This window comes from Candidatus Njordibacter sp. Uisw_056, from assembly GCF_047730085.1.
Classification (GTDB): Bacteria; Pseudomonadota; Gammaproteobacteria; order Pseudomonadales; family Balneatricaceae; genus Njordibacter.
Genome location: NZ_CP159830.1, coordinates 173889 through 199901, shown reverse-complemented (window position 1 = coordinate 199901; position 26013 = coordinate 173889). Strand labels below are relative to the sequence as shown.

Here is a 26013-nt window from a genome sequence, read left to right as displayed (position 1 = left end):
TATAGATTAGGGTACCAAAAAATCAATCCATCTATAGTCGAGACGTGGCACTTCTGCCGCCCGCTTCAACAGCTCCAAAGGCCACTTTCAATGCTCGAAGATTTGCAGCAAACCATGCATTTTGCAAGCGGAAGGTGGAACAAGGAAAATAAGGGGTTAATTCTTCCTATTCTTTATAACTTCAATATAGATTTTTTTACTTGTTTTGATGTGATCAACGCTCAATTCAGCAAGCATCCAACTGTCTGTTCCCTGCAGATATTTGATAATCAAACGGTGGTGTTCGATAGATTCCTTTAAACGAGCGGGATTGGCAAGATTCTTAGCACGAATAGCCAAAGTGATATCCATATACTCAAATATAAGTTCGCGGAGATATGGATTGGTACACGCCGACAATTGCGCCTTGTGAAATGCATCATTTGTTTCATGAATGCCCCTTAAATCGTTGGCGGCAATACATGCGCAATATTCATCGTTAATCGCCTTCAGTTCCTCAATCAGTTCTTCAGAGGCCGGCAATGGTGTACACAACGCTGCCCGTCGATGCAGCATCTCCCTAACCTCGTAGATATGACCTACCTCCTCAGCGGAAAATGTGCGAACCATCGCGCCCTTGTTACGCTCGAGCACAACAATTCCCGAACGTTCAAGACGGGCGAGCGACTGGCGCATGAAATGCCGGGTTCCACCAAAACGCTCCAGTAAAGTGCCCTCTCGCAACCTTTCTCCGGGCTGCAGTCGTCCGAAAATGATGTCTTCCTCAAGTTCCCGTGCGACACGTTCGTCAAGGGGTATTTTAAAATTTTTAACCTTGCTCATAGGGCTGTGAACTCTCTTTTACGATACATAGGTCCCATATACCTTATCAATAATTTCCATAGTCTTTAAATTATCTTCCGGCCATGTCTCGAATTGCCTGCCGCTGCTAAGGCAATCGAGAAAGTGTTTGATCGTATCATGATAGGACGACTCATAGTCGGCAGCTAGATCGACCTTTACGGATTGCTGTTGGCGTGCGATCAACTCGAGTTCATCGCCATGCAGCCGTATGGTACCTGTTTCACCAATAATTTCAAGGTCATCAAAAAGCGATGGCGGGTATCCGTGCGCTGAAAAATTTCCTGTTAAAATGACCGAACCGTCGGATTTCGACCGCATATAAAGCGTTGCATTGTCCTCGCCAGCTATCTCTTTACACACTTTACCCATTCGCGAGGACTCAAGCTCAAGGTCCCCGAGCAAAAAACGCAAGCTATCCACGTGATGGATCAATACTTCCATCAAAAGCATCTGCTCCAGATTTTTCATCATCGGTTGGCGCGTAAGGGCTGGAAGTTTGCCGCTACTATCGGGCAACAGGCCTGATGTAAAAGCATTCAGTGATGTCTGGAGAGGTTCTCCAATAAAACCCCCATTAATCCAGCGATGAATCTGGCGGTAATGGGGTCTCCAGCGCCAGTTCTCATGCACCATTATCCGTACTTTTTCGCCAACAGTTGTTACAAGCGCCTTTGCCTCGGCAAAATCCTTCGCCAGCGGTTTTTGGCACATGGTCGGCAGATTATGTGAAACAGCCATCAATACGTGCTCTACATGAAATTGACGTGGTGAGATTATGTCCACTGCGTCCAGTGATTCTTGTTCCAGCATTTCGCCTGCAACGGCGTAAGCCCGTTCAATGCCATATTCTTCTACACGCGTATTGCGCGCCACCGCAGATGGGTCCGCGATTGCGACTACTTGTGCCTGATCCTGCAGTTTCTGGTAGGCATTCAAGTGGTGTTTAGACACCCACCCGGCTCCTATCATGCCGATTTTTTTTACTTTGTTTGTCATTTTAAACCCAAACCTCCGGACAAATCGTTATCGCATGAACTGCGGCATCAAATACTTCGGAACAGAAAGCATAAGTTCAGGGAAATCAGCTGCAATAATCACCACACCTAAGGAAATCACGTAGAACGGAAGATGATGATTGCCAGAATGGCGAAGGCGGCGGCGCGATTCTGGGCGGCCGAGTCTGATGGGTCGGCGATCGCCACAACCTGCGCCTGCCCAACGAGCGTTCGCCAAGCCATCAAATGGTGTTGAGAGACGAACCCCGCTCCTACCATTCCTACACGAAGCGAACGGGCGTTCATGGAATTTCTTCTCGTGTGGAGCCCTGGGGAGGTATCGCCCTTGTCGTTTCCGCATCAAACAAAAGGACCGCATCTGGGTCAAAGCGAAGTCCCACGGCGTCGCCGGGGCGGACACTCACATCTCGGTGCAGCCGGGCGATCATCTCGCCGCTTTCGGGTACGTCTACGACCAGCATTGTCTCGGCACCCAACGGCTCGACCGCCAAAACGGTCGCTGGCAGTATCGCCGCATCGGCGTCATTCAGTTGAGCGACGTCGGTGAGCTCTATGTCCTCCGGACGTATGCCAAGTGCCGCCACCTTGGCTTGGCTATTGGCGAACGGACCATTGTTCCAGCGCGTCAACGCGATCCGACGTCCGGCCACTTTGGCGACGAGACGGTGGTCACTCCGCTCGATCCCGACCTCCAAAACATTCATCGGTGGACTGCCTAGGAAGCGGGCGACGAACAAGTCGGCGGGGTCATGGTAAATGTCGAGTGGCTTTCCGACCTGGACCACCCGCCCATTGTTCATGATACAAATTCGTTGGCCCATAGTCATTGCTTCAATCTGGTCGTGTGTGACATAAATCATGGTGGTGCCAAGACGTCGTTGCAGCTTCACAAGTTCATTGCGCATGTTAACTCGTAGTGCTGCGTCGAGGTTGGACAGCGGTTCATCGAAGAGAAATACCTTAGGTTCACGAACCATAGCGCGACCCAAAGCGACACGCTGTCGTTGCCCGCCAGAAAGGGCGTGCGGTTTGCGTTTCAGCAGATCGGACAACCCTAGAAGATCAGCTGCCTCATTGACGCGGCGGTCAATCTCACTCTTCGGGATCCGGCGTCGGCGCAGGCCAAAGGCGAGGTTGTCAGCGACCGACATATGGGGATAAAGGGCGTAGGACTGGAACACCATCGCGATGTCGCGATCCTTTGCCGACACGTCATTGACTACGCGTGCGTCGATCGAGAGGCTCCCTGAGCTGATTGTCTCAAGACCAGCGATCATTCGCAGGGTCGTCGACTTGCCGCAGCCTGATGGCCCTAGCAGGACCATGAACTCGCCGTCGGCGACCTCAAGGTTCACGGTATCCACTGCTAATTCCGATGCACCGCTATATCGTTTACATATCTCTTCTAGCTGTACTGTTGCCACGCCGGATCTCCTCTCTTTGAATGCAATTTATTTGACAGCGCCCGCCGTCATCCCCTGAATTAACTTTTCTGAGAAAAAGGCGTAGACGATGAGGACGGGAATTATGGAGATCATCATGCCGGTGGCGATCATACCAATGTCCTGAAAGTAATCGCCCATGAAGCGCTGGATGCCCACCGGAAGGGTTCGCAAATCCTCATCCGCAATCAGTACAACGGCGAATAGAAACTCATTCCATAGCATGATGAAGTTCAAGATCATCGCAGTCGCCACCGCCGGCATTCCGATCGGCAGGACGAGCCTGACGAATATCTCGAGATCCGAGTATCCATCGATCTTAGCGGCATCGAACAGATCCTGAGGGATACGCGCGAAAAATCCTTCAAGCAGATACACTGTGAGTGGCAACTGCAGCCCGATATAAACCATGATCAGGCCCAGACGCGTGTTGTAGAGGTCATATTCAACCAACACCTGGAAAAGGGAAATAAGGATGATTTGGGGGGGGAAGATGATCGAGCTGAAAAGCACGAAATAGATCAGCCGGTTCCCGCGAAACCGATAGCGCGATAGACAATGCGCGGCAGCTGCGCCTATTAAAGTGACTAGAAGCACCGCGGTAACAACCACGATGGTGCTGTTCATGAAGTACTGGTCGAAGTTGGAGTCAGCCCAGGCAACTTTAAATTTGCTCCAGTGAAACGTCGACGGCCAGGCATAATGGTCAGCGCTGATCTCGGAGGTGGTGCGGACCGACATTGTGCCGACCCAGACGAAGGGAAGCGCCGAATAAACCGTGTAGGCAACCAACACCGCCATCAACCCACCGCTACGACATAATCCTCGCAGGGTGTCCAGACCAGGCCCTATCGACATTTCAGTACTCCAACCGTTCGCGTTGACGGAATAATCGCATTAAGCCGGCGACAAATACCAGCACGACAATGAACCAGACCACCGCGATCGCCGACGGATAGCCAAGGTCGAATGTGTTCCAATTGAAGGCCCGCTTGTAGACGTAGGTCGATACTGTCTCAGTTGACCAAAGCGGCCCGCCTTGGGTCATGATCCAAACCAGATCGAAGACCTTCATCTTCCCAATAAACGCGAGCACGAGGAGATTCAACAGCGTCGGCCGCAGCATCGGTATGATGATGTGGATAAGCTTCCGCCACCAGCCACACGCATCGAGCTCCGCCGCCTCGAGGACCTCTCGGGGCAACGAATGCAGCGCAGCCAAACATACAACCATATTGAAGCCTGCCCATTTCCAAGAGTGGGTGACGATCAGTGAGGCGAGCGCTAAGTCAGGATCACCGATCCATGATGCGGTCAGCGCCTCGAGCCCAAGCGCACGTAAGACGATGTTCAAAACTCCCCAGTCATAATTGTAAATCCACGTCCACATGATGGCGACGACGACATAGGACAGCAGCACCGGCGTGAACCAGGCGACTCGGAAGAAACGTGCGAAGGGTACGCCCGCATAAAGACAGAGAGCGAGCAACAAGCCGGTCGTGACATCTAGCGCCGGTGCGACAAGGGACCAAATCATCGTATTGCTGACCGCCATCCAGAAGGTAGTGTCGGAGGCAAGCTCAATGTAATTCGCTAGGCCGACGAACTCTGAGGAGGAGAGGTCCTGGACCATCAGAAAACTGTTGTAGAAGGTTCGAGCGACGGGATAGGCGGTGAACGCCGCATACACTAGAAGAGCCGGAGCCAGGAACGTTATAAGCACGTACCAGGAGGCTGCCCGCGGATCGCCACCCTGCCGCCCGGCGAGCGCGCTCTTAAGCTTGCCCTTGATACCACGGTCCTTATGGTCTGTTGTCGTCACCTCCCGTCACTCCCTAGATTGTTCCTCAACGCTTGAGTAACACGGCAACCGAGGGCACTGAGGCCCTCGGCGCCGATCACCGTATTTTAGACAGCGGGGCGTCAGCCCTTGTAGCATGCCGCATCCATCTTTTCAGCGGCTTCTTCAACACCTATCAGACCACCTGCGAAAGCTTTATTCAAGACCTGATCCCAGGCGTCCTTGCATTTGCCCTGAAGATAATGAAGCGGCGTGCCGATAAAGTACTTCGCGTTGGCGTTAACCGCTTTGAGATCCTGGAAATAGGCAGCGTGAACGCTTTCGATTTTGCTAGGGTCCGTCTCGATGCCAGTTTGCAGCAGCACCGCCTTCATCCAGTTATTGCCGTTGTCCACGGTCGCGATAGACTTGAGCAGGGCGCCCGCGCACTGCTTGTGTTTGCTTTGCGAATACATGACGTAGCTGCCACCAACTGCCAATGTCTTGCAATTATTGCAGACACCGCCCTCCACCGCCGGGAAGTTCATGATACCGAGGGGGAAATCCTTGGGTTGGCCACCCTTCTCAGGCGGCACAAATGAGCGGCCAGTATACCAACTTCCCATCGCCAGCGTCAGCGAACCCGGTTTGGTATGGAAATAGTAGTGTGACTCACCAAGCTTGGTAGTCATGAAGCTCTTAGAATAGGCGCCGGCGTCCACAAGTCCTTTGACCCATGTCATGATCTCGGCGACGCGGGGGTCCTTGTAAGAAAGCTTGTTCTCCAGCAATTGTCGATAAGCCGTGAGGCCGAGCTTGTGCATCAGAACCTCCTGCAGGAAATAGGCCCCCGGATAGGGCCGATCACCGACGCCATTGCCGATTGGCGTTATGCCTGCATCAACCCCCTTGCGCACCAAAGAAGCAAAAGCTTCCTGGCTGAGCTGCTGCCCCTCCGGCACCTGGATACCGAGTTCTGCCAGCTTGTCCTTGTTGTAGTAGAGTTCGACCGTGTAGGCCTCAAGCGGCAATCCGTAAACCTTGCCACCATGGGACCAGGATTCCTTGGCCCAGCCCTTCAAGTTGTCGAGGTCGATATAGGAGTCGAGGGGTTCAAGATAGCCCCCATCAATGTATTCAGTCTGGTCCGGTTCGAGCCAGAAGATGTCGGGTGCCTGTCCGGTCCGTACGGAGGTTTTTGCGGCCGTATAGATCTCAGCCTTCTGGATGAACTGAAGGTTGACCTTGCACTGCGGGTTTGAAGCCTCGAACTCACTGACGCGATCCTCGACGAACCCCCGCTTACTGACCTCGTCCGGCCAGTGACTCCACATCGTCAGCTCTTCTGCGGCTCTTGCTGGTGTGGATGCAACTAATAAGCTGACGGCGAGCGCCGTAATCAGCCAACAAGCTTGATTGATGTATGCACTTTTCACGGCGTACCTCCTAGTCAAATGATTTTCAGGTAAATGAGCATGGATAATGACCCCAAAAATACATATTGTCAATAATATTATCACTAACATGCGATGAACGCCGCCGATAGTAAATTAAATTATTGTTTTTTAAGCATATTAATAAATATTTTATTTTTGGTTGCAATTGATTATTGACAATTATATAGGGACGCGGTAATTTAGTTATTGTGTTAATGAGCCTGCGCGCAACATGCAGGTTGATCGTACTAACTAAAATGGGGAGGAACGAGTTGAGCCGCATATCATCAATCTCAAGCTGTGTGGTACGGGTGCCGCTGAGCCAGCCCGTGAGCTTTGCTACCCGTACTGTCGAGGCGCGAGAGTACTTATTGGTTCGGGTCACCGGCGACGACGGTATTGTCGGCGTTGGTTTCTGCTATCCGGGCGATCGTGGCGCCCAACTCGCACAAAGCGCCGTGCATCAATTGCTTGGCCCGCTGGTTGTCGGCCAAGACGCTCACATGGTGCCCGCGATATGGCAGCGCAACCATCAATCTGCCTTACTGCACGGCCGCTCCGGGGTTGTTATGCGGGCGCTCAGCGCAATCGACATTGCCCTGTGGGACCGCAATGCCCGTGCCGCCGGTTTGCCACTCCACAAGTTTCTTGGGTCCGTCTGTGACCGCGTGCCGGCCTATGCCAGCGGCGGCTATTATCTCGCGGGCAAGACGCTCGATGACTTCGCACGCGAACTCGCAGACTATGTCACCGCCGGCTATCGCGCAGTGAAAATAAAAGTCGGGCAACTCGACATTGCCGGCGAACGTGAACGCATGGCTGTCGCGCGAGAAGCGATCGGTCCCGACGTATTTCTGATGCTCGACGCCAGTAACGCCTGGCGCGATGTGGCAAGCGCCGATCGATTCTTGCGACTATGCTATGAACCGTTCGATCCTTATTGGATAGAAGAGCCGTTCGGCCCCGACGATGTGCTTAACCATGCAGAATTGGCAAATCGGACGAGGGTGCCGGTGGCCACAGGCGAGCTTTTGGCTGGTCGGCAAAGCTTTCTCGGCCTGATGCGCGAGAAGGCATGTGCCATTGTGCAACCGGACGCCCAGGTGTGCGGGGGAATCACCGAATACCGGCGAATCGCCGCGACAGCCGAGAGCTTCGGCATGGCCATTTGCCCGCACGCCTTCCACGATTTGCATAAGCATCTCGTCGCGGCGAGCATTAATAGCCCCTTCGTTGAAGTTTTTACTGACACCAGCATCCTCAACTTCACCGCTTTGCTCGACCGTCAATCGTTGATCGAGGACGGCGAAGTTGTGCTGGGAGATGAGCCAGGCCTCGGCTTCGACTTCGACGAGTCCGTGGTCGACCGACACGCAATCACCTCTTGGGAAGAGGTTTCATGAACGACGACACGGGCGATCGGAAGCATTCGGGCCCAAGCGATCCGAACACCACGGTCCCGTCCAGTATGCGCAAGGGGCTGACAATTCCGCCCTTGTGATAAAAGTCTAAATTTTGTTCATTCGGGCAAGCATTCAACCGGAACCCGAATGAAGGCATTGGTAAACAAATCACGATAAGGGATGCGTTAATGACTAAAGGTAATTTCGAGGGGGTTCTTGTTCCCGTACTGACCCCTTTCACAGCAGATTTCAAACCAGATAGCGCGCGTTTTATAAACATGTGCAAATGGTTACTCGATCAAGGTGCTAATGGTCTTGCAATCTTTGGTACCACCAGCGAAGCAAACTCAATGTCGTTTGCTCAAAGAGAAGAACTACTTGATCGACTGATTACAGCAGGCATCCCCGCTAAGTCCCTTTTGGTCGGTACCGGAGCTTGCTCACTTGATGAAGTAGTTCGCATAAGTCGAAAATCCACAAAGCTTGGCTGTGGCGGCGTACTTATTTCAACACCATTCTATTATAAAGCCGTTTCGGATGAGGGCATCTTTGCCTTCATGTCTACGGTGATCGAACAGGTCAATGATGCCGCACTCAGAATCTACCTTTATCACATACCTTCTCATACTTGCGTGCCTTTTGGGATCGAGCTCGTAGGGCGTCTGGCAACCGCCTATCCAGATACAATTGTAGGTTTGAAAGACAGCTCCGGAGACTGGACAAACACCGAGAGTCTGCTCAAAGAATATCCTCAGCTTGAAATTTTTCCCGGTTCAGAGGCCTTTTTACTAAAAGCGTTACGGTTAGGTGGCAGTGGTTGCATTACCGCCACAGGCGGAGCAAATCCCAAGGGCATTAGAGAAGTATTCGACCGTTGGCAAACCGATGAAGCGGATAATTTGCAAGACCGGATTTCCGAGATTAGGAGAACCATTCAGCGTTATCCGTTGATTCCCGCCATGAAGGCCATGGTCTCGCACTTCCATGATGACCCGGCATGGCGAACACTGGCGCCCCCCCTATTGCCGTTGCCGCCCGAAACTGCCGGCTCTTTATTTGCCGATCTGGCAGCCATCAACTTTCAAATAGAACCACGATAAACACCCTTCATATAACTTTAAGAATTTTCCAATGGATGACAAGATAGGTATACAACGAGGATTGACCAGCTACGGCGATGAAGATTTCTCGCTCTACTTGCGCACTGCCTTTATCAAGGCGATGGGCTATACCGACGAAGCTCTCGGCCTGCCGGTGATTGGAATTGTTAATACGTTTTCCGGCTTTAACCCTTGCCACGGAAACGTACCCCTGATCATTGAAGCGGTAAAACGCGGCGTGATGTTGGCCGGAGGACTACCGATTGAATTTCCCACCATCTCTTTGCATGAATCATTTACCTATCCGACCAGCATGTATTTGCGCAATCTGATGTCAATGGATACCGAGGAGATGCTTCGCGCCCTGCCAATGGATGCCTGCGTGCTGATTGGTGGTTGCGACAAAACCGTTCCCGCACAGCTTATGGCAGCGGCAAGCGCAGACGTTCCGGCGATAAGTTTGGTTACTGGTCCGATGCTCTCCAGCTCACATCGCGGTAAACGTATCGGTGCTTGCACAGATTGTCGCCGGTTCTGGGGTGAATATCGTGGCGGTCGTATCAAGGAAGACGAGCTGAAAGAGGTAACAGGACAACTTGTGCCATCGGTAGGAACTTGCGGCGTGATGGGTACAGCCTCAACAATGGCATGCATGACCGAGGCCATGGGGATGATGCTTCCTGGCGGGGCTACCATTCCTGCAGTACTTTCTGAACGGCTTCGCCATTCTGAAGAAACCGGTGCACATGCGGTAAAACTATCGAAAATGAAGTTGAAGCCGTCTGAAATAATGACACCCGCTGCGCTGAAAAACGCTTTGCGGGTGCTCTTGGCGGTGGGAGGGTCGACCAATTGTCTTGTACATTTGGCAGCAATTGCTGGGCGATTGGGTGTCCAGTTAGATATGGATGCATTCAACACACTTGGGGCAGAAACACCAGTTCTTGTCGATCTAAAGCCAAGCGGTAAATATTACATGGACGATCTTCATCGGGCTGGAGGTATGGCAGTTGTACTGCGTGAGCTCAAACCACTTCTCAATCTAGATTGTATGACAATTACTGGACGTACACTTGGCGAAGAAATTGAGGCATCACCAGAACCGTTTACGCAAGATGTTGTACGAACAATAACGAACCCGATTCACTCCGGAGGCAGCCTTGTATTCCTTAAGGGAAATCTTGCAGGCAATGGTGCAATAATCAAGCAGTCAGCCTGTTCGCCGGACTTGCTTAAACATTCCGGACGCGCCGTGGTGTTTGATTCTCTCAATGATCTGGCCGATCGCATCGACACCATTAAAGATGTCAACAAAGAAGACGTTCTGGTGCTGCGAAATGCAGGACCAAAGGGTGCTCCCGGGATGCCTGAAGCAGGTTACATCCCAATCCCAAAAGTTTTGGCAAAGCAGGGAGTAATAGACATGGTGCGTATTTCTGATTGTCGGATGAGTGGCACCGCCTTTGGCACCGTCGTTTTGCACGCCGAACCGGAAGCCGCCGTTGGCGGCCCGTTAGCTTTGGTTGAAAATGGTGATATTATTACGCTGGATGTTGCCAATCGCACATTGACCATGGATGTGGATGCTGAAGAACTTGAGCGTCGTCGTGCGGCCTGGGTACCTGCTCCTCCGGTAGAAGGAGAGCGTGGATATAGGAAACTATTTGTCGAACATGTAAACCAGGCGGGCGAAGGTGTGGATTTTGATTTTCTGACCAATCGACCGTTTACTGCGAAAACCCCTTAGGCGGCTCCAAATGGGAAATAGGGATAGAGCTAATAACATGCCATTGGAAAAAACATTCACGCCGCCGCAATTTGATGTTCCAGATAACGCTTGTGATTGCCATGCACATATATGTGGCCCCTCATCAGTTTACCCATACGTGCAGGATAGAATTTACACACCACCCGACGCCTTGCTGTCCGATTATAATGCAATGTTGAACGCTCTCAACGTGCGCAGAGCAGTTTTGGTGCAACCCAGTATCTATGGAACCGACAACCGTGCCATGTTAGATGCAATACAACATGCAAGTTTTCCCTGCCGTGGTGTCGCTGTGGTCGATGAATTGGTGGGCGATCAGGAATTACAAATGATGCATGATATCGGCATTAGGGGCGTGCGCTACAATATGGTCGACGTGAACGCTCACACAGACACACTCCCGATCGGAGCGATGACAAAATTTGCCGAACGCATCAAACAATTTGGATGGCACATTGAGCTTCAGATCCGTATCGATGAATTTCCGGATTTTGATCAGATATTCAATAATTTCCCAATTGATCTGGTTGTTGGGCACATGGGCTATATGAACCTCGGTAAGACGCCACAAGAACCAGGGTTTCAGGCAATGGTGCGGCTGGCGGAAACTGGCCGCTGCTGGGTGAAGTTATCTGGTCCTTACCGGATTTCTGCAACAGATATGCCGTACGACGACATTATTTCTACCGCTCAGACTCTTGCCCGCGCTGTGCCCGACCAATTGATTTGGGGGAGTGATTGGCCCCACACAAATATCGCCGGACCAATACCAGATGACAGTTGCCTTTTCGACTTTGTAGCGACTTGGGTTACCGATGCATCGACGCGAAGTAAAATACTCGTTGATAATCCCACCCGTCTTTATTGGGCCAATTAGGAGACCTGTACGCCAGTTATTCATCGCAGATGAACTCAAATCGGGGTACTTACAAGTTAACTGTAATTCGGTGACAATTGCCGAATGACTAAACCAATATCTACATACGATATCGTTTTCCCTCCGAAATCATTCAATATGCCGTATGGCTTTATTACAGATTCAATCTCAGGCATCGTGACATTGAAGATTTGTTGGCTGAGCGAGAAGTAGATGTTACTTACGAAGCAATCCGATTGTGGTGTAATAAATTTGGTCCTGAATTTTCGAGAAGGTTAAAAAGAAAACATTAGGGATATGGTGATACCTTTTTTATTGATGAGGTTTTCGTCAAGATTGATGGTAAGCATCATTACCTCTGGCGAGCGGTTGAAGATTTGCCGTGTGTGAAGTCATAACGGTCGTGTTCGATAGATTCCTTTAAACGAGCGGGATTGGCAAGATTCTTAGCACGAATAGCCAAAGTGATATCCATATACTCAAATATAAGTTCGCGGAGATATGGGTTGGTACACGCCGACAATTGCGCCTTGTGAAATGCATCATTTGTTTCATGAATGCCCCTTAAATCGTTGGCGGCAATACATGCGCAATATTCATCGTTAATCGCCTTCGGCACCTTAGCAGTTTTTGAAGATTGGTCTGGAAACTGTTGGATTTATTGCAGATGAATTGTGACCATTCCGTTTGCCCTGGCGTTGCATGCAGCAACGGGTATTGACGTCGCCGTCGTCAACCCCAAAGCATTCATGTGTACCCCGTCAGCCTACAATGTTGGGAGCAAACAAGTCCATAGGCAGCAAATCATCTGGAACATCCTGATAACATACAGGCCTCAAGAAACGTCGGATGGCCATAGACCCAACTGACGTCGCACCGAAATTAGTGCTGGCGGGGTAAGGGCCGCCGTGGACCATAGCATCACAGACTTCTACCCCAGTGGGGAAGCCGTTAATGAGAATTCGGCCCGTTTTTCGCTCCAATATTGGCAACAGCTCCTTTGCAGTTTTATGATCGCTCTCATCAATAAACAACGTGCAGGTTAGTTGTCCTTGCAGGCTTAAGGCGATATTTCGCATTTGCTGGATATCTTTAGCCCTAATGATCATTCCCATAGGGCCGAAGACTTCTTCGGCCAATTCCTTATTCACTAGCCAGTCATCACCTGAGCAAGCATACAAATGCGGTGAGGCTTCACGAGTTGTAGACGATGTTTCCACTAATCGCTGAACTGACTCATTTGACGATATACGTTTTGTCCCCGCACGGTAGGCATCTGCAATACCATCAGTTAACATAGTTTGTGGAGCAATTTGTTTTAGGTTTTCAGCCATTTTCTCGGCCAGAGCATCGGCGTCTGGTCCATCAATTACAACAGCGATACCGGGATTGGTACAAAACTGCCCTGCTCCCATGGTAAGTGATCCACTCCACCCTGCTGCGATTTGTTCACAACGACCAGAGAGGGCAACCGGAAGGATGAACATCGGATTGATCGAACCTAGCTCACCAAAAAACGGAATTGGGTTTGGTCGTGCCGCACATAAATCAAACAAAGCCCGTCCACCTTGTAACGACCCAGTAAAGCCAACGGCATTAATTAATGGGTGCTTTACCAAACATGTACCTACGTCGAATGAACCGCCTTGAACCAGCGAAAAGACGCCAGGATGCAAATCACAGGCCTGTATTGCCGCATTAATGGCTTGAGCAACTATTTCTGCGGTTCCCGGATGTGCTTCGTGACCCTTAACAATGACCGGACAACCTGCAGCTAGTGCCGATGCTGTATCACCGCCAGCCGTTGAGAATGCCAGCGGAAAGTTAGAGGCTCCAAATACGGCGACCGGACCGATGGGCCGCTGAACCAGTCTCAAATCTGAACGAGGCAAAGGCTGGCGGTCGGGCAAGGCTTTATCTTGACGAATGTCAAGATAATCTCCTTTCTCAATATAGGATGCAAACATCCTAAGCTGTCCCGTTGTCCGCCCTCTTTCTCCAATCAAGCGAGCCTCCGGCAAGCCTGTTTCCTGGGTGCCAATTTCGGTAATCTCGTCACCACGGGCATCTATTTCATCCGCGATCTGATTCAGGAACCTGGCGCGATCCATCCTGTTTGAATAACCGTAACTCCAGAACGCTTCTTCTGCCGCTTTAACTGCCTGATCCACAAGCTCTGGCGTACCAACTGAAAAATCTTGAACAAATCCATGGGCTGGGTTGGATGTAAATGTAGGTGCGCTGAAATTCCATTCTCCAGCAACGAGGTGACTGTTTTTAAGCATAAGTATGTGTCCTGGTTGTTAAATGAGGTTTCTGGATTTAAGGTTACGTATAAGTGCAGATATACCAAATGTCCACTCAGGACATTTAGTGGAAAGCTGGACGGTGTTACTGAGTTGACCTAGCCCGTCAGATGAAATTGTCACTATGTCTCCAAGCTTGTGGGTAAATCCCTCGCCTGGGACATCCCGGTCCTCAGTCGGCGCGAACAAAGTACCTAGAAAAAGCATAATCCCGTCAGGGTACTGGTGATGCCGCCCAATAGTCTGAGAGACGATTTCCTTCGGATCACGACTGATTTCTTTCATAGAAGAGTAACCCGTGAGTTCATAACCATCTTCGCCAGATATCTGCATATTAAGCTCAGCGTTTCGTACATCGTCGAGTGAGTAGTTTTCATCAAACAAACGAATGAAGGGGCCTATTGAACAGGAAGCATTATTATCTTTTGCCTTGGAAAGGAGCAGCGCTGACCGGCCCTCAAAATCACGCAAATTAACATCATTACCTAAGGACGCTCCCTTTATTCGCCCCCGGCTGTCAACAGCCAGAACAATTTCTGGCTCGGGGTTATTCCAAATTGATTTAGGGTGAAGACCAACGCTAACTCCCCACCCCATAGAAGAAAGTGTTTGTGATTTTGAAAATACTTCTACGTCTGGCCCTATTCCCACTTCCAGATATTGTGACCAAACTCCCTCTTCAATAAGGGCGTCTTTCAGCTTGGCCGCCTTTTCAGAACCTGGCTCGACATTACGAAGAGAGTCGCCAATGAGGCTTGTCACTTTGGCTCGCACAGCTTCTGCTTTCGCTGGGTCCCCGGCTGCCGCTTCTTCAATTACCCGCTCGACCATGGATTTTACAAACGTCACACCTGCCGCCTTGATGGCCTGTAAATCACAGGGAGCCAGCATATGAATTGCGTCAGGCCTGCCAGCATGATTTAAGGCGATGTCATCAACGTTACCCAAAAAAATCCCTTCTATCGAATTGACGTATTCAGCCGGGTTATCCATTTCCAGTATGTCGCAAACGAGGGGGGCTACTTTTAACGTGATATCAATAACCCGACCCTCTCGAACGACGATAACTGAAGGGCCCGAGACCGCCGGATTCCAGACTCGGCCAATATAGGTACCCTTGGGGTCTAGATTTTTACCCAAATCAAAGACCTGTTTTTTGTTCGATGTCATGAACTATCTCCTCATTAATTTATACCAGGTTTTTCCAACTCACTTTCATGTTGGCATCTCATCATTAACCGTCTCTCGAATTCACCAAAATTGGTGATCCAAGTTAGTTGTCAGTATCAACCGCTTGATTGAGATTCTCAAAACAGCAAAAATGCAACAGCAAAAGAGGCCGATACAATAGCGCTCGAATCCAGAGCCGCAGCCTCAGCTGGATTTGCCATTTGTAACATTTGATTGGCCCGTTTGAGATGAAAGGAATTAGCCATCTTATCCTCTGAATTTGTGATCGGGCAGGCCTGTAAAATCCGAGGATATCTCGATCAGTGCCCCCTCAAGTGGATTGGCCCTCAGCTGTGCTTCACTCAGCATGAACTGAGCCGAACTGACAAAAAGTGATTTTCGATCGGCCCCACCAAAGGTGCAACTGGTCGGGTTCGTCATCGGTACGATGATCTCCCGATCAACCCTTCCATCGGGTGTGATACGGATCACCCGACCACCGCCAAAACGCGCGTTCCATAGGCAGCCGTCTTCGTCGATACTCGAACCATCGGGCACCCCCGACTCAAAGCCTTCAAGCAGCACCCGGCGATTGCTAAGCCCACCACTATTGTCATCGTAATCGAAGGCAAATATCACATTACGTAGCGAGTCGCCAAAATAGAAAGTTTTCTTGTCTGGCGACCAGGCCATTGTGTTGGGTATGCCAAATTCATAATCGGTGTGGCGGGTAACTTTGCCATCAGGGTCAAGGCGAAACAACGCTCCACTATGTCGGTCAATGTCACGCCCGCTGCCATCAGAATTTAGATTGGTACGCATTGACCCTAACCAAAACCGCCCCGAAGGATCACACCGACCTTCGTTCAGTCGATTACCTACGGTCGGGTCAGGGTTGCTTTGGGAAGTGAATTGGCCGGTACTGAAATCAAACCAGGCCACTCCGCCGGCCAGAGCTACGACGGCCCCCGACACAGTTTGCCGTAGGGCGATTGCTGTCGGAAAATCTTTAGACCGCCATGACGTTGTTTTCTTATTCGTGAAATCATGTCGGCGGATGGCCTTGCCGATGATATCGACCCAATAAAGACATTGCGTGTCTTCATCCCATATCGGGCTTTCACCAACCTGATCACGGGTGGCCGTGATAACGTTGAAATAGGGTTTCTGTTCCATTTGCGAGCCCTTTTCTATTTACCGTCGTCTTCGACCGACACTGCCGGATTTGCCCAGCGGGTATTTGGAACAAGCGCAAACCAATCCTTGCGTCCCGGATCACGATCATAAGGATAACCACCAACCTCTTTGTAATAGGCTGCGTATTTTTCGAGTTTGGCACGATCTAGCTCTACCCCCAGCCCGGGTCCAGTCGGCACTTTGATCTTGCCATTTTTATATTTCATTAGCCCACCCTTTATCACATCATCCATCAGATGATGGTAATGAGCGTCAGCAGTAAACGAAAGGCTTGGCAATGCTGCGCCCAGATGAAGCATTGTCGCCAGTTGGATTCCCAGTTCACCAGAAGAGTGCACAGCAATACCAAGCTGGAAAGTGTCACATACATGTGCCGCTTTGACACATTGGCGAATGCCACCCCAGAAAGTCGTATCAAGTAAGATGACATCAACAGCGGGATTTAAAATATTTGAGGAAAGCTGTTCAAAGTTAACCACAACCGTATTAGTCGCCATCGGTATTCGCACTTGCTCCCGAACTCGACGCATCCCATTCATGCCCCAGGTAGGATCCTCAAAATAGTCATTACGCAGATCTTCGATTGCATGGCCGAAGCGGATTGATTCTTCCACAGAAAGAGCTGCGTTAGGGTCATAACGTAAGGAATCTCCGGGGAATTCATTTGCTAATGCGCGATAAAGTTCAAGTTCGTAATCAGGTGGGAATACGCCGGCTTTAAGCTTGTGGGCGGTGAAACCGCATTTGTCCTTTAACCGGTTCGCTTCGGCCAATAGTTGATCGGCAGTTCGTACTTCTCCACCATGATCCTTATCGTTATAGCGGAAGAAAAGATAGGACGCGAAGCCTACCTCATCGCGCAACTTACCCCCTATCAAATCATAAACTGGAACGTCCAAAGTTTTGCCAATTATATCAAGGCAGGCAAATTCTATGGCAGCATGTAATTGTGTACGGTTGTTATAGAGACTGGCGGTTGGATTGCAAATTTTAAACCAAAGTGCCTCAAGTTCAAAAGGATCGTGACCAACGAGATAGGATTTTAGTCCTTGAAAGGCAGCCTCAGAAGATTCACCACCGCCTCCCATCTCTCCAAGGCCAATGACTCCAGTGTCGGTTTCTACTTCGACAATGGTGCGTACGAACTTGCCCCAATGTGCACCATTTGCGGTCCTGATTGGTGCCTCAAGCGGAACAGCTACGGTTGTGGCGCGAATATCAATAATTTTAGGTCGTTTCATGGAATTGCTCCAACGTTTAGGTAATGAGGTCGATCATATGAGGGACGGTTGTTTCCTCAGACAGTAAATCTGCAACTTTGTTTCCCCTCGAAAATGCAACAATCCGATCAGATACTTCATGCACGTGGTGAAGGTTGTGGCTAATAAAGATCACCGTTATCCCTTGTTCACGCATTTGACGCACGTATTCCAAAACCTTGTTGGTCTCCTTGACTGACAAGTGATTAGTTGGTTCATCCAAGATCAACATTCGAGAGCGAAAGTGCATCGCCCGTGCAATTGCAACACCCTGGCGTTGGCCGCCTGAAAGGTCTTTGACCGGTCCATCGGCCGAGCGCAAATGCAGACCCACATCTGCAATTGCCGCCATTGCTTCCTCAGCCATTGCAGCCTGGTCCAACATACCAAAGCCCCGCACCCCCCATTTGCGTTTTTCGCGTCCAATAAATACATTGCGCGCAATTGACATTTCAGGAACCATCGCGGTGTATTGATAGATCGTTTCGATCCCAAGGTTCATGGCATCACGAGGACGCGCGATATGAGCCTCTTTTCCTTCAAAGAAAATTTGACCTTCGGTTTGTTTATGAACGCCAGACAGGATTTTTATAAAGGTAGATTTACCGGCACCATTATCACCAATCAGGCCAATAACTTGCCCTTGTGGGATATCAAGATCGAGATCGCGCAGAGCGTGAACCGAGCCATACCATTTATGGAGGCCACGGACTGATAAATGTGGTTTAGTCATCTTCGACTTCCTTGTATTTGGCGCGTGCCGCAACGTCGCGTGTCATTTTGTTAATGGTGACCGCTATGACAATAATCGCGCCCACTGCAAATCTAAACCAGTTGGCATCAACTCGGGTGAGAATGATGATGTTTTCTATAAAGGCGAGCAACAAGGCTCCGATCACTGCGCCAATAACTGAACCAACCCCGCCAGCTAGGGCCGCACCACCGATAACGGTGGCTGCGATTGCTGTCAGCTCATAACCGGTGCCCATGGATGGCACGATGGCTTTAATCCTGAATACCTGAATCATCCCTGCAAAACCCGCCAGCATCGAACAAAGCATAAAGGTTGTCGTCTTTACCAGATTGACATTTATTCCCATGTTACGCGCTGACTCTTGACTGCCACCAGTCGCAAAAATCCAACTGCCAAAATCAAATTTACGTAACCAGATACCTAACAAGATACCGATACCTAACAACCAAAAAATAGAGACGCGTAGGAGATCCACTTTGCCCACAATCCACCAAAGATCCAAGTCACGTGGGAATGGTGGAGGGAACCCATCTGAAATTACAACGGTCATACTCCGAGCCATAAACAACATTCCGAGCGTTGCAATAAATGAAGGTATGCCGAGTCGAATAGTGATGAAGGCATTTGCTAAACCTACTAAGGCGGCCACGACAAGCCCCCCAATCATCGAAACAGGTAAAGGAAAGCCTGCTGCCATCAAAAGCACCATGACCATCGGTGACAGGGCAAATACTGACCCTACCGAAAGATCAAATTCGCCTGAAATCATCAGGATTGTCACGCCAATTGCCACTAGCGCGATTTCCGGTATTGGCTGAAGCACGATCTGGAAATTCCCAAGTGTCAGAAAGGTTGGCGACAGAAGGCTAAATACAAATGTCATTGCGATCAACATTAAAAAAGCGCTGGCCTCAGGCTTTGTTTGAAGCATTTTTTTGAAGTGCATACTAGGTCTCCACTGCACCTATGGTAGGGATTAATAAGTTAAGGAATAGCCGCCCATCAAAACGGGCGGCCAAAGTTTATGGAGATTTAGCGAACACCCATCGCAGAGTATTTCTCAACTGACCCCACGTCTTCTGGTCGGATCAACGCTTTACCAGTATTAACGTCAAAGGCTGACAGACCAAACTTGTTAATAAAATACAATTGTTGGATCGGCAAGTAGCCTTGCAGGTACGGCTGTTGGTCAATGGTCAGATCAACATAGCCTAGCTTCATCTCGTCCAATAAAATTGGAACCAAATCAAAACCACCCATATGGATTTCACCCGGTTTCACACCCATATCGCGCAGGCATTCCCCAGCACCGGCAAACCAGAAGGCGGAACCTACCACGGCCGTTGTTTTTCGGTTGCCTAAAATATATTGGCAGATGCGTTGACCCGTGACCGAGATATCATTCGCAGAATCGATGGTTTCGTGTGTCAGATTCCAGCCATCTGCAATGGCTTCGTCCAGATACAGACGTGCGCCGCCAATCCGGTCTTCGGCCCATGATTCACCAGGACGCGCCAAACCGAGCAGCACATGCTGGGGTTGGCTTTTGTCCATACCAACCAACAGGCCTTTGGCAACTTCATATCCGGCTTGAAACAGATCCTGACCAATAAAAGCAAGGCGGGAATTACCGTCAGCACCTTCTGTATCGTCAACGTTTATGGTGATAAGCGGAATACCTTTTTCAGCAGCCCGCGCAATGGCCTCATCATAAAGATTATCGTCCACGATAACTGTCGCAATGCCGTCAACGTCCTGGCCAATAGTGGTTTCGAGATTTTGCAAATGCATCTGCAAATTTCCGTTTTCCGATGTAAACAACATCTGGCAGTCAACCTGATAATCTTCGCAGGCATCATCCATGCCTCGCTTGATTGTTTGCCAGAACGTGTTGTCAATGCCGGTCTGCGTCAGCACTGTGAACTTGAGATCATTAGCAGAAAAAGCATTTGGGGCGCCAAGGCCTGCAACAAGGGCTGCGGCTGAGCATATTCTTAGAATTGTTTTTTTCATCAGTTTTTCCTTCAGGTTTATAAAGTGTTATTAAGTCGGATTGCCTCCGACACTTCGTAACAGGCGGCCAACGGATGATAATCCGTCTTGGACGCCGGGCTTTTCTGGTCGCTGTATCTTTTACCGGTATGGTCAAGAATGCGGTACCAGCCACCAAAATCGTGATCGATAAAATGCTTATCAGCATAGTTCCAGGTTTTGTCATACCAGTCCCAATAGCTATCCTTGCTGGTAGTCAGTCCCAAAAGCGCCGCCGCACCGATAGTTTCGGAAAACACCCAGTAGTATTGGTCAGTGTCCAAAATGGTTCCGTCGGGCGCGAACGTGTAATTTATGGCCCCGGTCGTTGGGTTCCAAGCCGAGTCAAGTGCTGCCTTAAACAGGAATTCCGCCTTGGGTATTAGCCAATCCACCGGGCGATGGCGGTTTAGGATCAACAATAACTTGGACCATTCCACGAAATGTCCAGGCAAATAACCATAGGGGCGAAACAGGTTTTTTGGATCGTTTTTATTGTAATCCCAGTCATGGGTCCAGTCAGTCTTGTAATGCTCCCAAACCAGCCCGTCAGCCGGAGCGGCTAGATCGACACAGATTCGCTGTGCCAGCACGCCTGCCCGATCCAAATAGCGATTATTGCCCGTGGCCTCATAGGCCGCCAGCATCGCTTCACACATATGCATATTGGCATTCTGGCCACGGTAGCCGTCGATTGCCGACCAGTCACCTGCCTTTATCTCATCAACATAAAGCTGAGTGTCAGGTTGCCAGAATCGAGTTTCCAACAGGCCCCAAATATCGTCTAACAAGGCATCCGCTGCGGTGATTCCTGCCTTCTTCGCTCCTGCAGCTGCCAGCAAGACGAAGGCCTGACCATAACAATGATAAGTGCCGTCGCTCACGGTTTGCCCATCCAGAACCCAGGCATAACCACCGTCCGGTTGGCGATGATGATCACGCAAGAAAGCAACGCCATGTTCGGCAGCAGCCCGGTAGTCCGCGCGTCCCAACACAAGAGACGAAAGCGAGAAGTTGTAAATAAACCGGCAAGTTCCAACAAGGTGCTTGGTCACTTTGTCAAAGACCGTACCGTCGTCGCGCATCTGATTTATATATCCGCCATCTTCCATGTCCATACAGGTCGGATGGTAAAAATCCATGATTGCAGCGATATGCGATTTTAGAAAGTCTTGGCTTTTGTAGTCCATGCTCATTTCCTTTCAACTATGCCTATTCAGGCAGAATGATGCCCAGTTTCGACAACATACCACCGTCGAGTTTGATGTCCGCTCCAGTCATGAATTTGCAATAATCAGTAGCCAGAAAGTTCGCAAGAGCTGCAACTTCCTCGACTGTTCCAACACGCCCGATCGGATGCCCTTTGCCCCAGGCCTCAATGGTTGCCTCGGCAGTGCTGTCACCTTTCCACAAATCAGCGGCCCAACGCAGCATCGGTGTATCTATCGCAGCTGGGCAGATTGCGTTCACCCGAATGCCTGCGTCCGCATGATCCAGCGCCATTGCGCGCGTCAGGGCTACGATCGCGCCTTTGGACGCGGTATAAGCTGCCACATTGGTTTGGGATGCATAGGCCTGCACCGATGCAATATTGATAACCGATCCGCCGCCACGCTTATCGATCTCGGGAAGAGCATATTTTGCCGCCAGAAAGATACCCTTAACGTTGACATTCATTACCTCGTCCCAAGTATCTTCCGGGGTGTCGATCACTGTGCCGTAGCGTTGAATGCCTGCAGCGTTGACTAGGACGTCAACACCGCCAAAAGCATGAACCGTCGCTTCGGTCAACATTTTCATATCCGCCTGCTTTGACACATCAGCCAGAACAGTGATCAACCTATCACAACCAATCACTCTCTCAACCTCCTCCAGGCTGACTGAGTCATTGGCGCAGACAACAACATTGGCGCCCTGATTACAGAACTGTTTGGCGATTCCTAGACCCATGCCTTTTGAGCCACCCGTTACGATTGCCGTTTTTCCTGTAAGATCCATGCTAATCCCCCAAATGGTCAGCTATGTTGGTGCTATTTTTCACTCTTTGCCAACTCGAAATAGTCGCTATGTTGCTCCGCGAGATTGTCGAGATCGTGCATTACCCTTCGCAAATGAGTCGTCACGATCGAGCGGGCTGCATCCACGTCATGGTTTTCAATTGCCTCCAAAATCAACAAGTGGTCGGACAAAAGTACATTTAAATCGATTTTTTGCAGGCTCAGTCGGCGAACTCGGTCCATATGCTTCTTTGCCTCAGATATAACTGACCATACAGCGACTCGATCAGTCATTTCACTAAAGTGGCGATGCATTCGCTCATCGGCTACAAAAAAACCGGCAGTATCGCCCTCCAAGATAGCAAATTGTTGTTCATCAATTGCTTGGCGAATGTTAAATACAGCGCGCTTCGACTTTACTTTCACTGCCTCTTCGATGATCGCTAACTCCAGTTTTTCGCGCACATATTGGGCTGAAATCACTGCGTCAAAGCGAATAGGCGAAACTATGGTTCCCGCACGCGAACGGAAATCGATCAACCCTTCAGATGAAAGACGAGTCAGCGCTTCGCGAATAGGCGTGCGACTCATGCCCAGCTCGTCCGCCAGATATGTTTCACCGATGGTTTGGTTTGGTTTCAGGTCCAACGATACAATTCGGTTACGTATCTCTCGGTAGGCACTCTCACCAGCAGAAATTTCAGTTATGTTGGCCAAATGAAAAACTCCAAATTAAAGTTACTATAATACTTGTATACAAGAATACATATACATTATACAAGAATATAAGGACTGTCAAGTTTCCCCACATCGTGTTGAGCCCCGGAATTTGATGGCAAGGTTGGCAAACGGCAACTTGTAGAACGCGATAACACGGCTCGTTATTTAGAGCGATTGCGTGACCTAAATGACAGCATCAAGCACCTAACGCTCAAGGAGTTGTTGTCCAAGCAATTAAATATTAATGTATGCAGAACACGTAGTGGTTACAACACAACGACTGACGCACTTAGAGGCAGTTTCAGGCAGTATTTGGAGCACGCTGATATCTTGCGAGACACTAATGGCGTTACACGCAGTATGTATTGTCTTCGCCATACATACTCCACATTTAGATTGGTTTCTGGCACCGATATCCATCAACTTGCTACTCAAATGGGAACCAGCGTTAAGATGTTAGAAACATTTTATAGCAAGGTTTCCCCACAGATGAACGCTGCTATTCATAGTGGCAGATTAGAAACGATGTGGCGCGAAGACCAGGAAGATTAGACTCGGTCTATCGAACTAGAAGATCTGTATCCGCGATATGCCTAATTAGTTGATTCTATAATTCTGTGTTATTCATAGTGATAGTTATGCCAACAAGGAGTGTTCACAATGCTGTTTCTTTGTCTTCAAGCACTGATCAAACCATCAAAGAACAAACGTCTTAGAAACGTGATCGCTTTGTGTGTCCTGCTGACACCTATCTACGCATTAGCGGATAACCATTTTTCATCTTGGTCAGATAAAACAATCTGCCGTCTTGCGAAAGCGACCCCTGACAATATTGAGTATCAAGCCGAGTCGACAAAACGTGGGCTAAGTTGTGGTGGTTCACACACGGCAAACAGCAGTGCTTCCTCACAAAAAGTAGCCAAGGCACTTGCAGGCATTGATATTGAGAATGACCCAACTGCGGATTTCTTTAAGCCACCACAGACGCCTTATCCAACAGGTAAATTGTACTGGTTTGGGAGAATGTGGCGAGTCGCAGACTATAACAACGATGGAATTTCCGATGTGCTATACATAGGCACTATGAATGCTGATAACGCTGTTGCTGGATCAGAAGATACTGGGGATATCTGTGGTACAAAGGCTTGCTCAGGATCAAAACCACTGCCGTCATTGTATCTGGGGGATAAAAAAGGGCAATTGACTTACTCACCTCAACTGTTAATCGATGACCGAAAAGAAAGCGGGATGTCTTTAGGCAGTCAACTATTAGTGGCTGATTTTAATAATGATAATGTTCTCGACTTTTATGTCTCCGACAACGGGGTTGGTACTCATAATGGCTATCGGGACAGTTACTTTTTGAGTCAGCCTAATGGCATTTGGGCTGAATCTTCAGAGACCCATCTCAGCCATTCTAATTTTGTAGTTTTTGATCACGGTGGCGCTACTGGTGACATTGATAATGACGGCGATATGGATGTTGTTATAACTGAACTGTATCACCAAAAGAATGGCACCTCTTTTTGGTGCTTGATGAATGATGGCAGTGGCTTTTTAAAGAAGCGTAAGTGCGGAGGTGCTTTTGCCTTTGGTCTAGAACTTGCTGATATGGATGGTGATGGCGATTTAGACGCACTTGTTGGCGCTCACGAATATGGAGGAAACCAAGCATTTACTGGCATTGTTTGGAATAACGGCAAAGGGTACTTTTCTCAAAAAACCGCACTCCCAAAACACAAAAAGAAATGGGGAACCATTCCTGAAGTTTCAGCATCAGATCTAGACGATGATGGTGATTTGGACATCGTTTATAGTAGAGCAGGCGTTTTATATGTGGGCACTGCACTACAAATTATTGAAAACTTAGGTAACAAGAAGTTTAAAGATCGTGGCATATTCCCATTAATCGAGGCTCCTGATGATTTCAAACCTGTCGGTGAGGGAAACGAATGGAACGACTTTATCGAAAATATATCATTTAGAGATTTTGACAAAGATGGTGACAATGATATTTATTTGTCAAGTTCTATGTCACAAAAAACTGATGGGATGGTCCTGATAAATGATGGCGATTTTAAATTTTCACTACTAAAGCCGTCCGAGAAATTTGAACTATATGAACAGTTAGACAACAGCAATGTAATAATATCTAAACAATTTTTAACTAGCGAAGCCAAGATTAAAGAAACTGAAAACTCAATAAAATTTGACACAACTATCAAGAAGAATGGTGATGTAGTATTTGAAGGAGTAGACAAATTTACTAAATTTGACATCGGTATCCCTCTTAATAACTCTGGCGCTTTATTAGTCGGTTTTAAAGACTTAAAAGTAGTTAATGATTATAGTTTAAACGTACGTACACACATAAAATATGGAAATATTGATTTTTCAGTCAACGTTTGCTTTGAGTACTACTTACAGCACCAATTTATGGCTGCTAGAACTAGTTTTAACAGGAATGATTGGGGTGGATTAAATAATATTATGCCTTCAAGCGGCTGTATAGGAGAATGGGAGTTAGAGAGTGACAAGCCAAAGCTCCAGGAGATTGGTGTATATACTGTATTAAATGATATACAAACAAATACTCTACCATTTCTTGAGGCTCTTGATGAACAAACAGATGGTTCAGTATGTTTTCTTCTAAAAAGATTGGTAACTGACAAGAAATGCACATACCCATGACTATAAATCAAAAGTAATTAATGGAAGATGATATTGCTGAATCTGAAGTGGAAATCGCGGCAAATCTCATTCAGTAATAACTTCCAATTAACACGAACCAAGCCCACTTAATTGTGGGCTTTTTATTGCAAATACCTAAGCAGATGAACTAAGCAACCTACCCGCACTCCTATCAGAAAACGCCCAGATAAAAGCGTTTCGCAGTTTTCTCAGGTAGTTTTAC

General features: G+C 49.0%; 24 protein-coding genes and 1 pseudogene. 7 read left to right on the top strand and 18 right to left on the bottom strand.

All coding sequences use genetic code 11. The annotated features are described in order from the left end of the window. Nucleotides 1–156: 156 nt before the first annotated feature. The 7 genes from ABXT60_RS00990 to ABXT60_RS00960 all read right to left on the bottom strand — a co-directional run bounded on the left by ABXT60_RS00990 (nt 157) and on the right by ABXT60_RS00960 (nt 6517). Nucleotides 157–822, bottom strand: a complete 666-nt coding sequence (locus tag ABXT60_RS00990) for a GntR family transcriptional regulator (protein WP_443630923.1) — start codon at nt 820–822, stop codon at nt 157–159. 18 nt (nt 823–840) lie between these two features. After that, a complete protein-coding gene (locus tag ABXT60_RS00985) occupies nt 841–1839 on the bottom strand; it encodes a Gfo/Idh/MocA family protein (RefSeq protein ID WP_443630922.1) in 999 nt (332 codons plus the stop codon). A gap of 116 nt (nt 1840–1955) precedes the next feature. Continuing rightward, nucleotides 1956–2117: a Gfo/Idh/MocA family oxidoreductase gene (locus tag ABXT60_RS00980; protein WP_443632056.1), complete on the bottom strand. Its 162-nt coding sequence runs from the start codon at nt 2115–2117 to the stop codon at nt 1956–1958. Nucleotides 2118–2140: 23 nt separating this feature from the next. Continuing rightward, nucleotides 2141–3283, bottom strand: a complete 1143-nt coding sequence (locus ABXT60_RS00975) for an ABC transporter ATP-binding protein (RefSeq protein ID WP_443630921.1) — start codon at nt 3281–3283, stop codon at nt 2141–2143. Between the two features lie 27 nt (nt 3284–3310). Beyond that, nucleotides 3311–4159: a carbohydrate ABC transporter permease gene (locus ABXT60_RS00970; protein WP_443630920.1), complete on the bottom strand. Its 849-nt coding sequence runs from the start codon at nt 4157–4159 to the stop codon at nt 3311–3313. A 1-nt stretch (nt 4160) separates the two neighbouring features. After that, on the bottom strand, nt 4161–5123 hold the full coding sequence (locus tag ABXT60_RS00965; protein ID WP_443630919.1) for a carbohydrate ABC transporter permease: 963 nt from the start codon (nt 5121–5123) through the stop codon (nt 4161–4163). A 101-nt stretch (nt 5124–5224) separates the two neighbouring features. Beyond that, on the bottom strand, nt 5225–6517 hold the full coding sequence (locus ABXT60_RS00960) for an ABC transporter substrate-binding protein (RefSeq protein ID WP_443630918.1): 1293 nt from the start codon (nt 6515–6517) through the stop codon (nt 5225–5227). Nucleotides 6518–6789: 272 nt separating this feature from the next. Between ABXT60_RS00960 and ABXT60_RS00955 the strand changes: the two genes are divergently transcribed. The 5 genes and pseudogenes from ABXT60_RS00955 to ABXT60_RS00935 form a co-directional block, all read left to right on the top strand. Then, complete coding sequence (locus ABXT60_RS00955; protein WP_443630917.1) at nt 6790–7920, top strand: mandelate racemase/muconate lactonizing enzyme family protein; 1131 nt, start codon at nt 6790–6792, stop codon at nt 7918–7920. A gap of 188 nt (nt 7921–8108) precedes the next feature. Then, nucleotides 8109–9020 carry a dihydrodipicolinate synthase family protein gene (locus ABXT60_RS00950; RefSeq protein WP_443630916.1) on the top strand — a complete coding sequence of 304 codons (912 nt, stop codon included), beginning with the start codon at nt 8109–8111 and terminating at the stop codon, nt 9018–9020. 31 nt (nt 9021–9051) lie between these two features. Further along, on the top strand, nt 9052–10767 hold the full coding sequence (locus ABXT60_RS00945; protein ID WP_443630915.1) for an IlvD/Edd family dehydratase: 1716 nt from the start codon (nt 9052–9054) through the stop codon (nt 10765–10767). 10 nt (nt 10768–10777) lie between these two features. Further along, a complete protein-coding gene (locus tag ABXT60_RS00940; protein ID WP_443630914.1) occupies nt 10778–11665 on the top strand; it encodes an amidohydrolase family protein in 888 nt (295 codons plus the stop codon). 311 nt (nt 11666–11976) lie between these two features. After that, nucleotides 11977–12033, top strand: a pseudogene (locus ABXT60_RS00935) (hypothetical protein); the annotation flags it as partial. Here the strand turns inward: ABXT60_RS00935 and ABXT60_RS00930 are convergent. The 11 genes from ABXT60_RS00930 to ABXT60_RS00880 all read right to left on the bottom strand — a co-directional run bounded on the left by ABXT60_RS00930 (nt 12018) and on the right by ABXT60_RS00880 (nt 23096). After that, on the bottom strand, nt 12018–12284 hold the full coding sequence (locus ABXT60_RS00930) for an FCD domain-containing protein (protein ID WP_443630913.1): 267 nt from the start codon (nt 12282–12284) through the stop codon (nt 12018–12020). The pseudogene ABXT60_RS00935 and the gene ABXT60_RS00930 overlap by 16 nt on opposite strands. 142 nt (nt 12285–12426) lie before the next feature. After that, nucleotides 12427–13950 (bottom strand): aldehyde dehydrogenase (NADP(+)), encoded by a 1524-nt coding sequence (locus ABXT60_RS00925; RefSeq protein ID WP_443630912.1) that lies wholly within the window; start codon nt 13948–13950, stop codon nt 12427–12429. Nucleotides 13951–13968: 18 nt separating this feature from the next. Continuing rightward, nucleotides 13969–15141 (bottom strand): fumarylacetoacetate hydrolase family protein, encoded by a 1173-nt coding sequence (locus ABXT60_RS00920; RefSeq protein ID WP_443630911.1) that lies wholly within the window; start codon nt 15139–15141, stop codon nt 13969–13971. 267 nt (nt 15142–15408) lie between these two features. Then, nucleotides 15409–16317 (bottom strand): SMP-30/gluconolactonase/LRE family protein, encoded by a 909-nt coding sequence (locus ABXT60_RS00915; protein WP_443630910.1) that lies wholly within the window; start codon nt 16315–16317, stop codon nt 15409–15411. Between the two features lie 14 nt (nt 16318–16331). Further along, the gene (locus tag ABXT60_RS00910; protein ID WP_443630909.1) at nt 16332–17579 is read right to left on the bottom strand and encodes an enolase C-terminal domain-like protein; all 1248 of its coding nucleotides are present in this window, start codon (nt 17577–17579) and stop codon (nt 16332–16334) included. A gap of 16 nt (nt 17580–17595) precedes the next feature. Further along, on the bottom strand, nt 17596–18330 hold the full coding sequence (locus ABXT60_RS00905; protein ID WP_443630908.1) for an ATP-binding cassette domain-containing protein: 735 nt from the start codon (nt 18328–18330) through the stop codon (nt 17596–17598). After that, nucleotides 18323–19297 (bottom strand): ABC transporter permease, encoded by a 975-nt coding sequence (locus tag ABXT60_RS00900; RefSeq protein WP_443630907.1) that lies wholly within the window; start codon nt 19295–19297, stop codon nt 18323–18325. The genes ABXT60_RS00905 and ABXT60_RS00900 overlap by 8 nt, the downstream gene beginning before the upstream one ends. Nucleotides 19298–19383: 86 nt before the next feature. Next, nucleotides 19384–20364: a sugar ABC transporter substrate-binding protein gene (locus tag ABXT60_RS00895; protein ID WP_443630906.1), complete on the bottom strand. Its 981-nt coding sequence runs from the start codon at nt 20362–20364 to the stop codon at nt 19384–19386. 17 nt (nt 20365–20381) lie between these two features. Continuing rightward, a complete protein-coding gene (locus ABXT60_RS00890) occupies nt 20382–21572 on the bottom strand; it encodes an AGE family epimerase/isomerase (protein WP_443630905.1) in 1191 nt (396 codons plus the stop codon). Nucleotides 21573–21594: 22 nt separating this feature from the next. Continuing rightward, a complete protein-coding gene (locus tag ABXT60_RS00885) occupies nt 21595–22380 on the bottom strand; it encodes an SDR family NAD(P)-dependent oxidoreductase (RefSeq protein WP_443630904.1) in 786 nt (261 codons plus the stop codon). 32 nt (nt 22381–22412) lie between these two features. Continuing rightward, nucleotides 22413–23096: a GntR family transcriptional regulator gene (locus tag ABXT60_RS00880; protein ID WP_443630903.1), complete on the bottom strand. Its 684-nt coding sequence runs from the start codon at nt 23094–23096 to the stop codon at nt 22413–22415. Between the two features lie 225 nt (nt 23097–23321). On the opposite strand from ABXT60_RS00880, the gene ABXT60_RS00875 reads away from it, so the two are divergent. Beyond that, complete coding sequence (locus tag ABXT60_RS00875; protein WP_443630902.1) at nt 23322–23651, top strand: hypothetical protein; 330 nt, start codon at nt 23322–23324, stop codon at nt 23649–23651. Between the two features lie 108 nt (nt 23652–23759). Beyond that, complete coding sequence (locus ABXT60_RS00870; protein WP_443630901.1) at nt 23760–25790, top strand: FG-GAP repeat domain-containing protein; 2031 nt, start codon at nt 23760–23762, stop codon at nt 25788–25790. Nucleotides 25791–26013: the final 223 nt, after the last annotated feature.

What these genes read in the sequence shown, in the direction of transcription:
- ABXT60_RS00990 (WP_443630923.1), bottom strand. Translation starts at nt 822, where the DNA reads ATGAGCAAGGTTAAAAATTTTAAAATACCCCTTGACGAACGTGTCGCA.
- ABXT60_RS00985 (WP_443630922.1), bottom strand. Translation starts at nt 1,839, where the DNA reads ATGACAAACAAAGTAAAAAAAATCGGCATGATAGGAGCCGGGTGGGTG.
- ABXT60_RS00980 (WP_443632056.1), bottom strand. Translation starts at nt 2,117, where the DNA reads ATGGTAGGAGCGGGGTTCGTCTCTCAACACCATTTGATGGCTTGGCGA.
- ABXT60_RS00970 (WP_443630920.1), bottom strand. Translation starts at nt 4,159, where the DNA reads ATGTCGATAGGGCCTGGTCTGGACACCCTGCGAGGATTATGTCGTAGC.
- ABXT60_RS00950 (WP_443630916.1), top strand. Translation starts at nt 8,109, where the DNA reads ATGACTAAAGGTAATTTCGAGGGGGTTCTTGTTCCCGTACTGACCCCT.
- ABXT60_RS00945 (WP_443630915.1), top strand. Translation starts at nt 9,052, where the DNA reads ATGGATGACAAGATAGGTATACAACGAGGATTGACCAGCTACGGCGAT.
- ABXT60_RS00940 (WP_443630914.1), top strand. Translation starts at nt 10,778, where the DNA reads ATGGGAAATAGGGATAGAGCTAATAACATGCCATTGGAAAAAACATTC.
- ABXT60_RS00925 (WP_443630912.1), bottom strand. Translation starts at nt 13,950, where the DNA reads ATGCTTAAAAACAGTCACCTCGTTGCTGGAGAATGGAATTTCAGCGCA.
- ABXT60_RS00920 (WP_443630911.1), bottom strand. Translation starts at nt 15,141, where the DNA reads ATGACATCGAACAAAAAACAGGTCTTTGATTTGGGTAAAAATCTAGAC.
- ABXT60_RS00915 (WP_443630910.1), bottom strand. Translation starts at nt 16,317, where the DNA reads ATGGAACAGAAACCCTATTTCAACGTTATCACGGCCACCCGTGATCAG.
- ABXT60_RS00910 (WP_443630909.1), bottom strand. Translation starts at nt 17,579, where the DNA reads ATGAAACGACCTAAAATTATTGATATTCGCGCCACAACCGTAGCTGTT.
- ABXT60_RS00905 (WP_443630908.1), bottom strand. Translation starts at nt 18,330, where the DNA reads ATGACTAAACCACATTTATCAGTCCGTGGCCTCCATAAATGGTATGGC.
- ABXT60_RS00900 (WP_443630907.1), bottom strand. Translation starts at nt 19,297, where the DNA reads ATGCACTTCAAAAAAATGCTTCAAACAAAGCCTGAGGCCAGCGCTTTT.
- ABXT60_RS00895 (WP_443630906.1), bottom strand. Translation starts at nt 20,364, where the DNA reads ATGAAAAAAACAATTCTAAGAATATGCTCAGCCGCAGCCCTTGTTGCA.
- ABXT60_RS00890 (WP_443630905.1), bottom strand. Translation starts at nt 21,572, where the DNA reads ATGGACTACAAAAGCCAAGACTTTCTAAAATCGCATATCGCTGCAATC.
- ABXT60_RS00885 (WP_443630904.1), bottom strand. Translation starts at nt 22,380, where the DNA reads ATGGATCTTACAGGAAAAACGGCAATCGTAACGGGTGGCTCAAAAGGC.
- ABXT60_RS00870 (WP_443630901.1), top strand. Translation starts at nt 23,760, where the DNA reads ATGCTGTTTCTTTGTCTTCAAGCACTGATCAAACCATCAAAGAACAAA.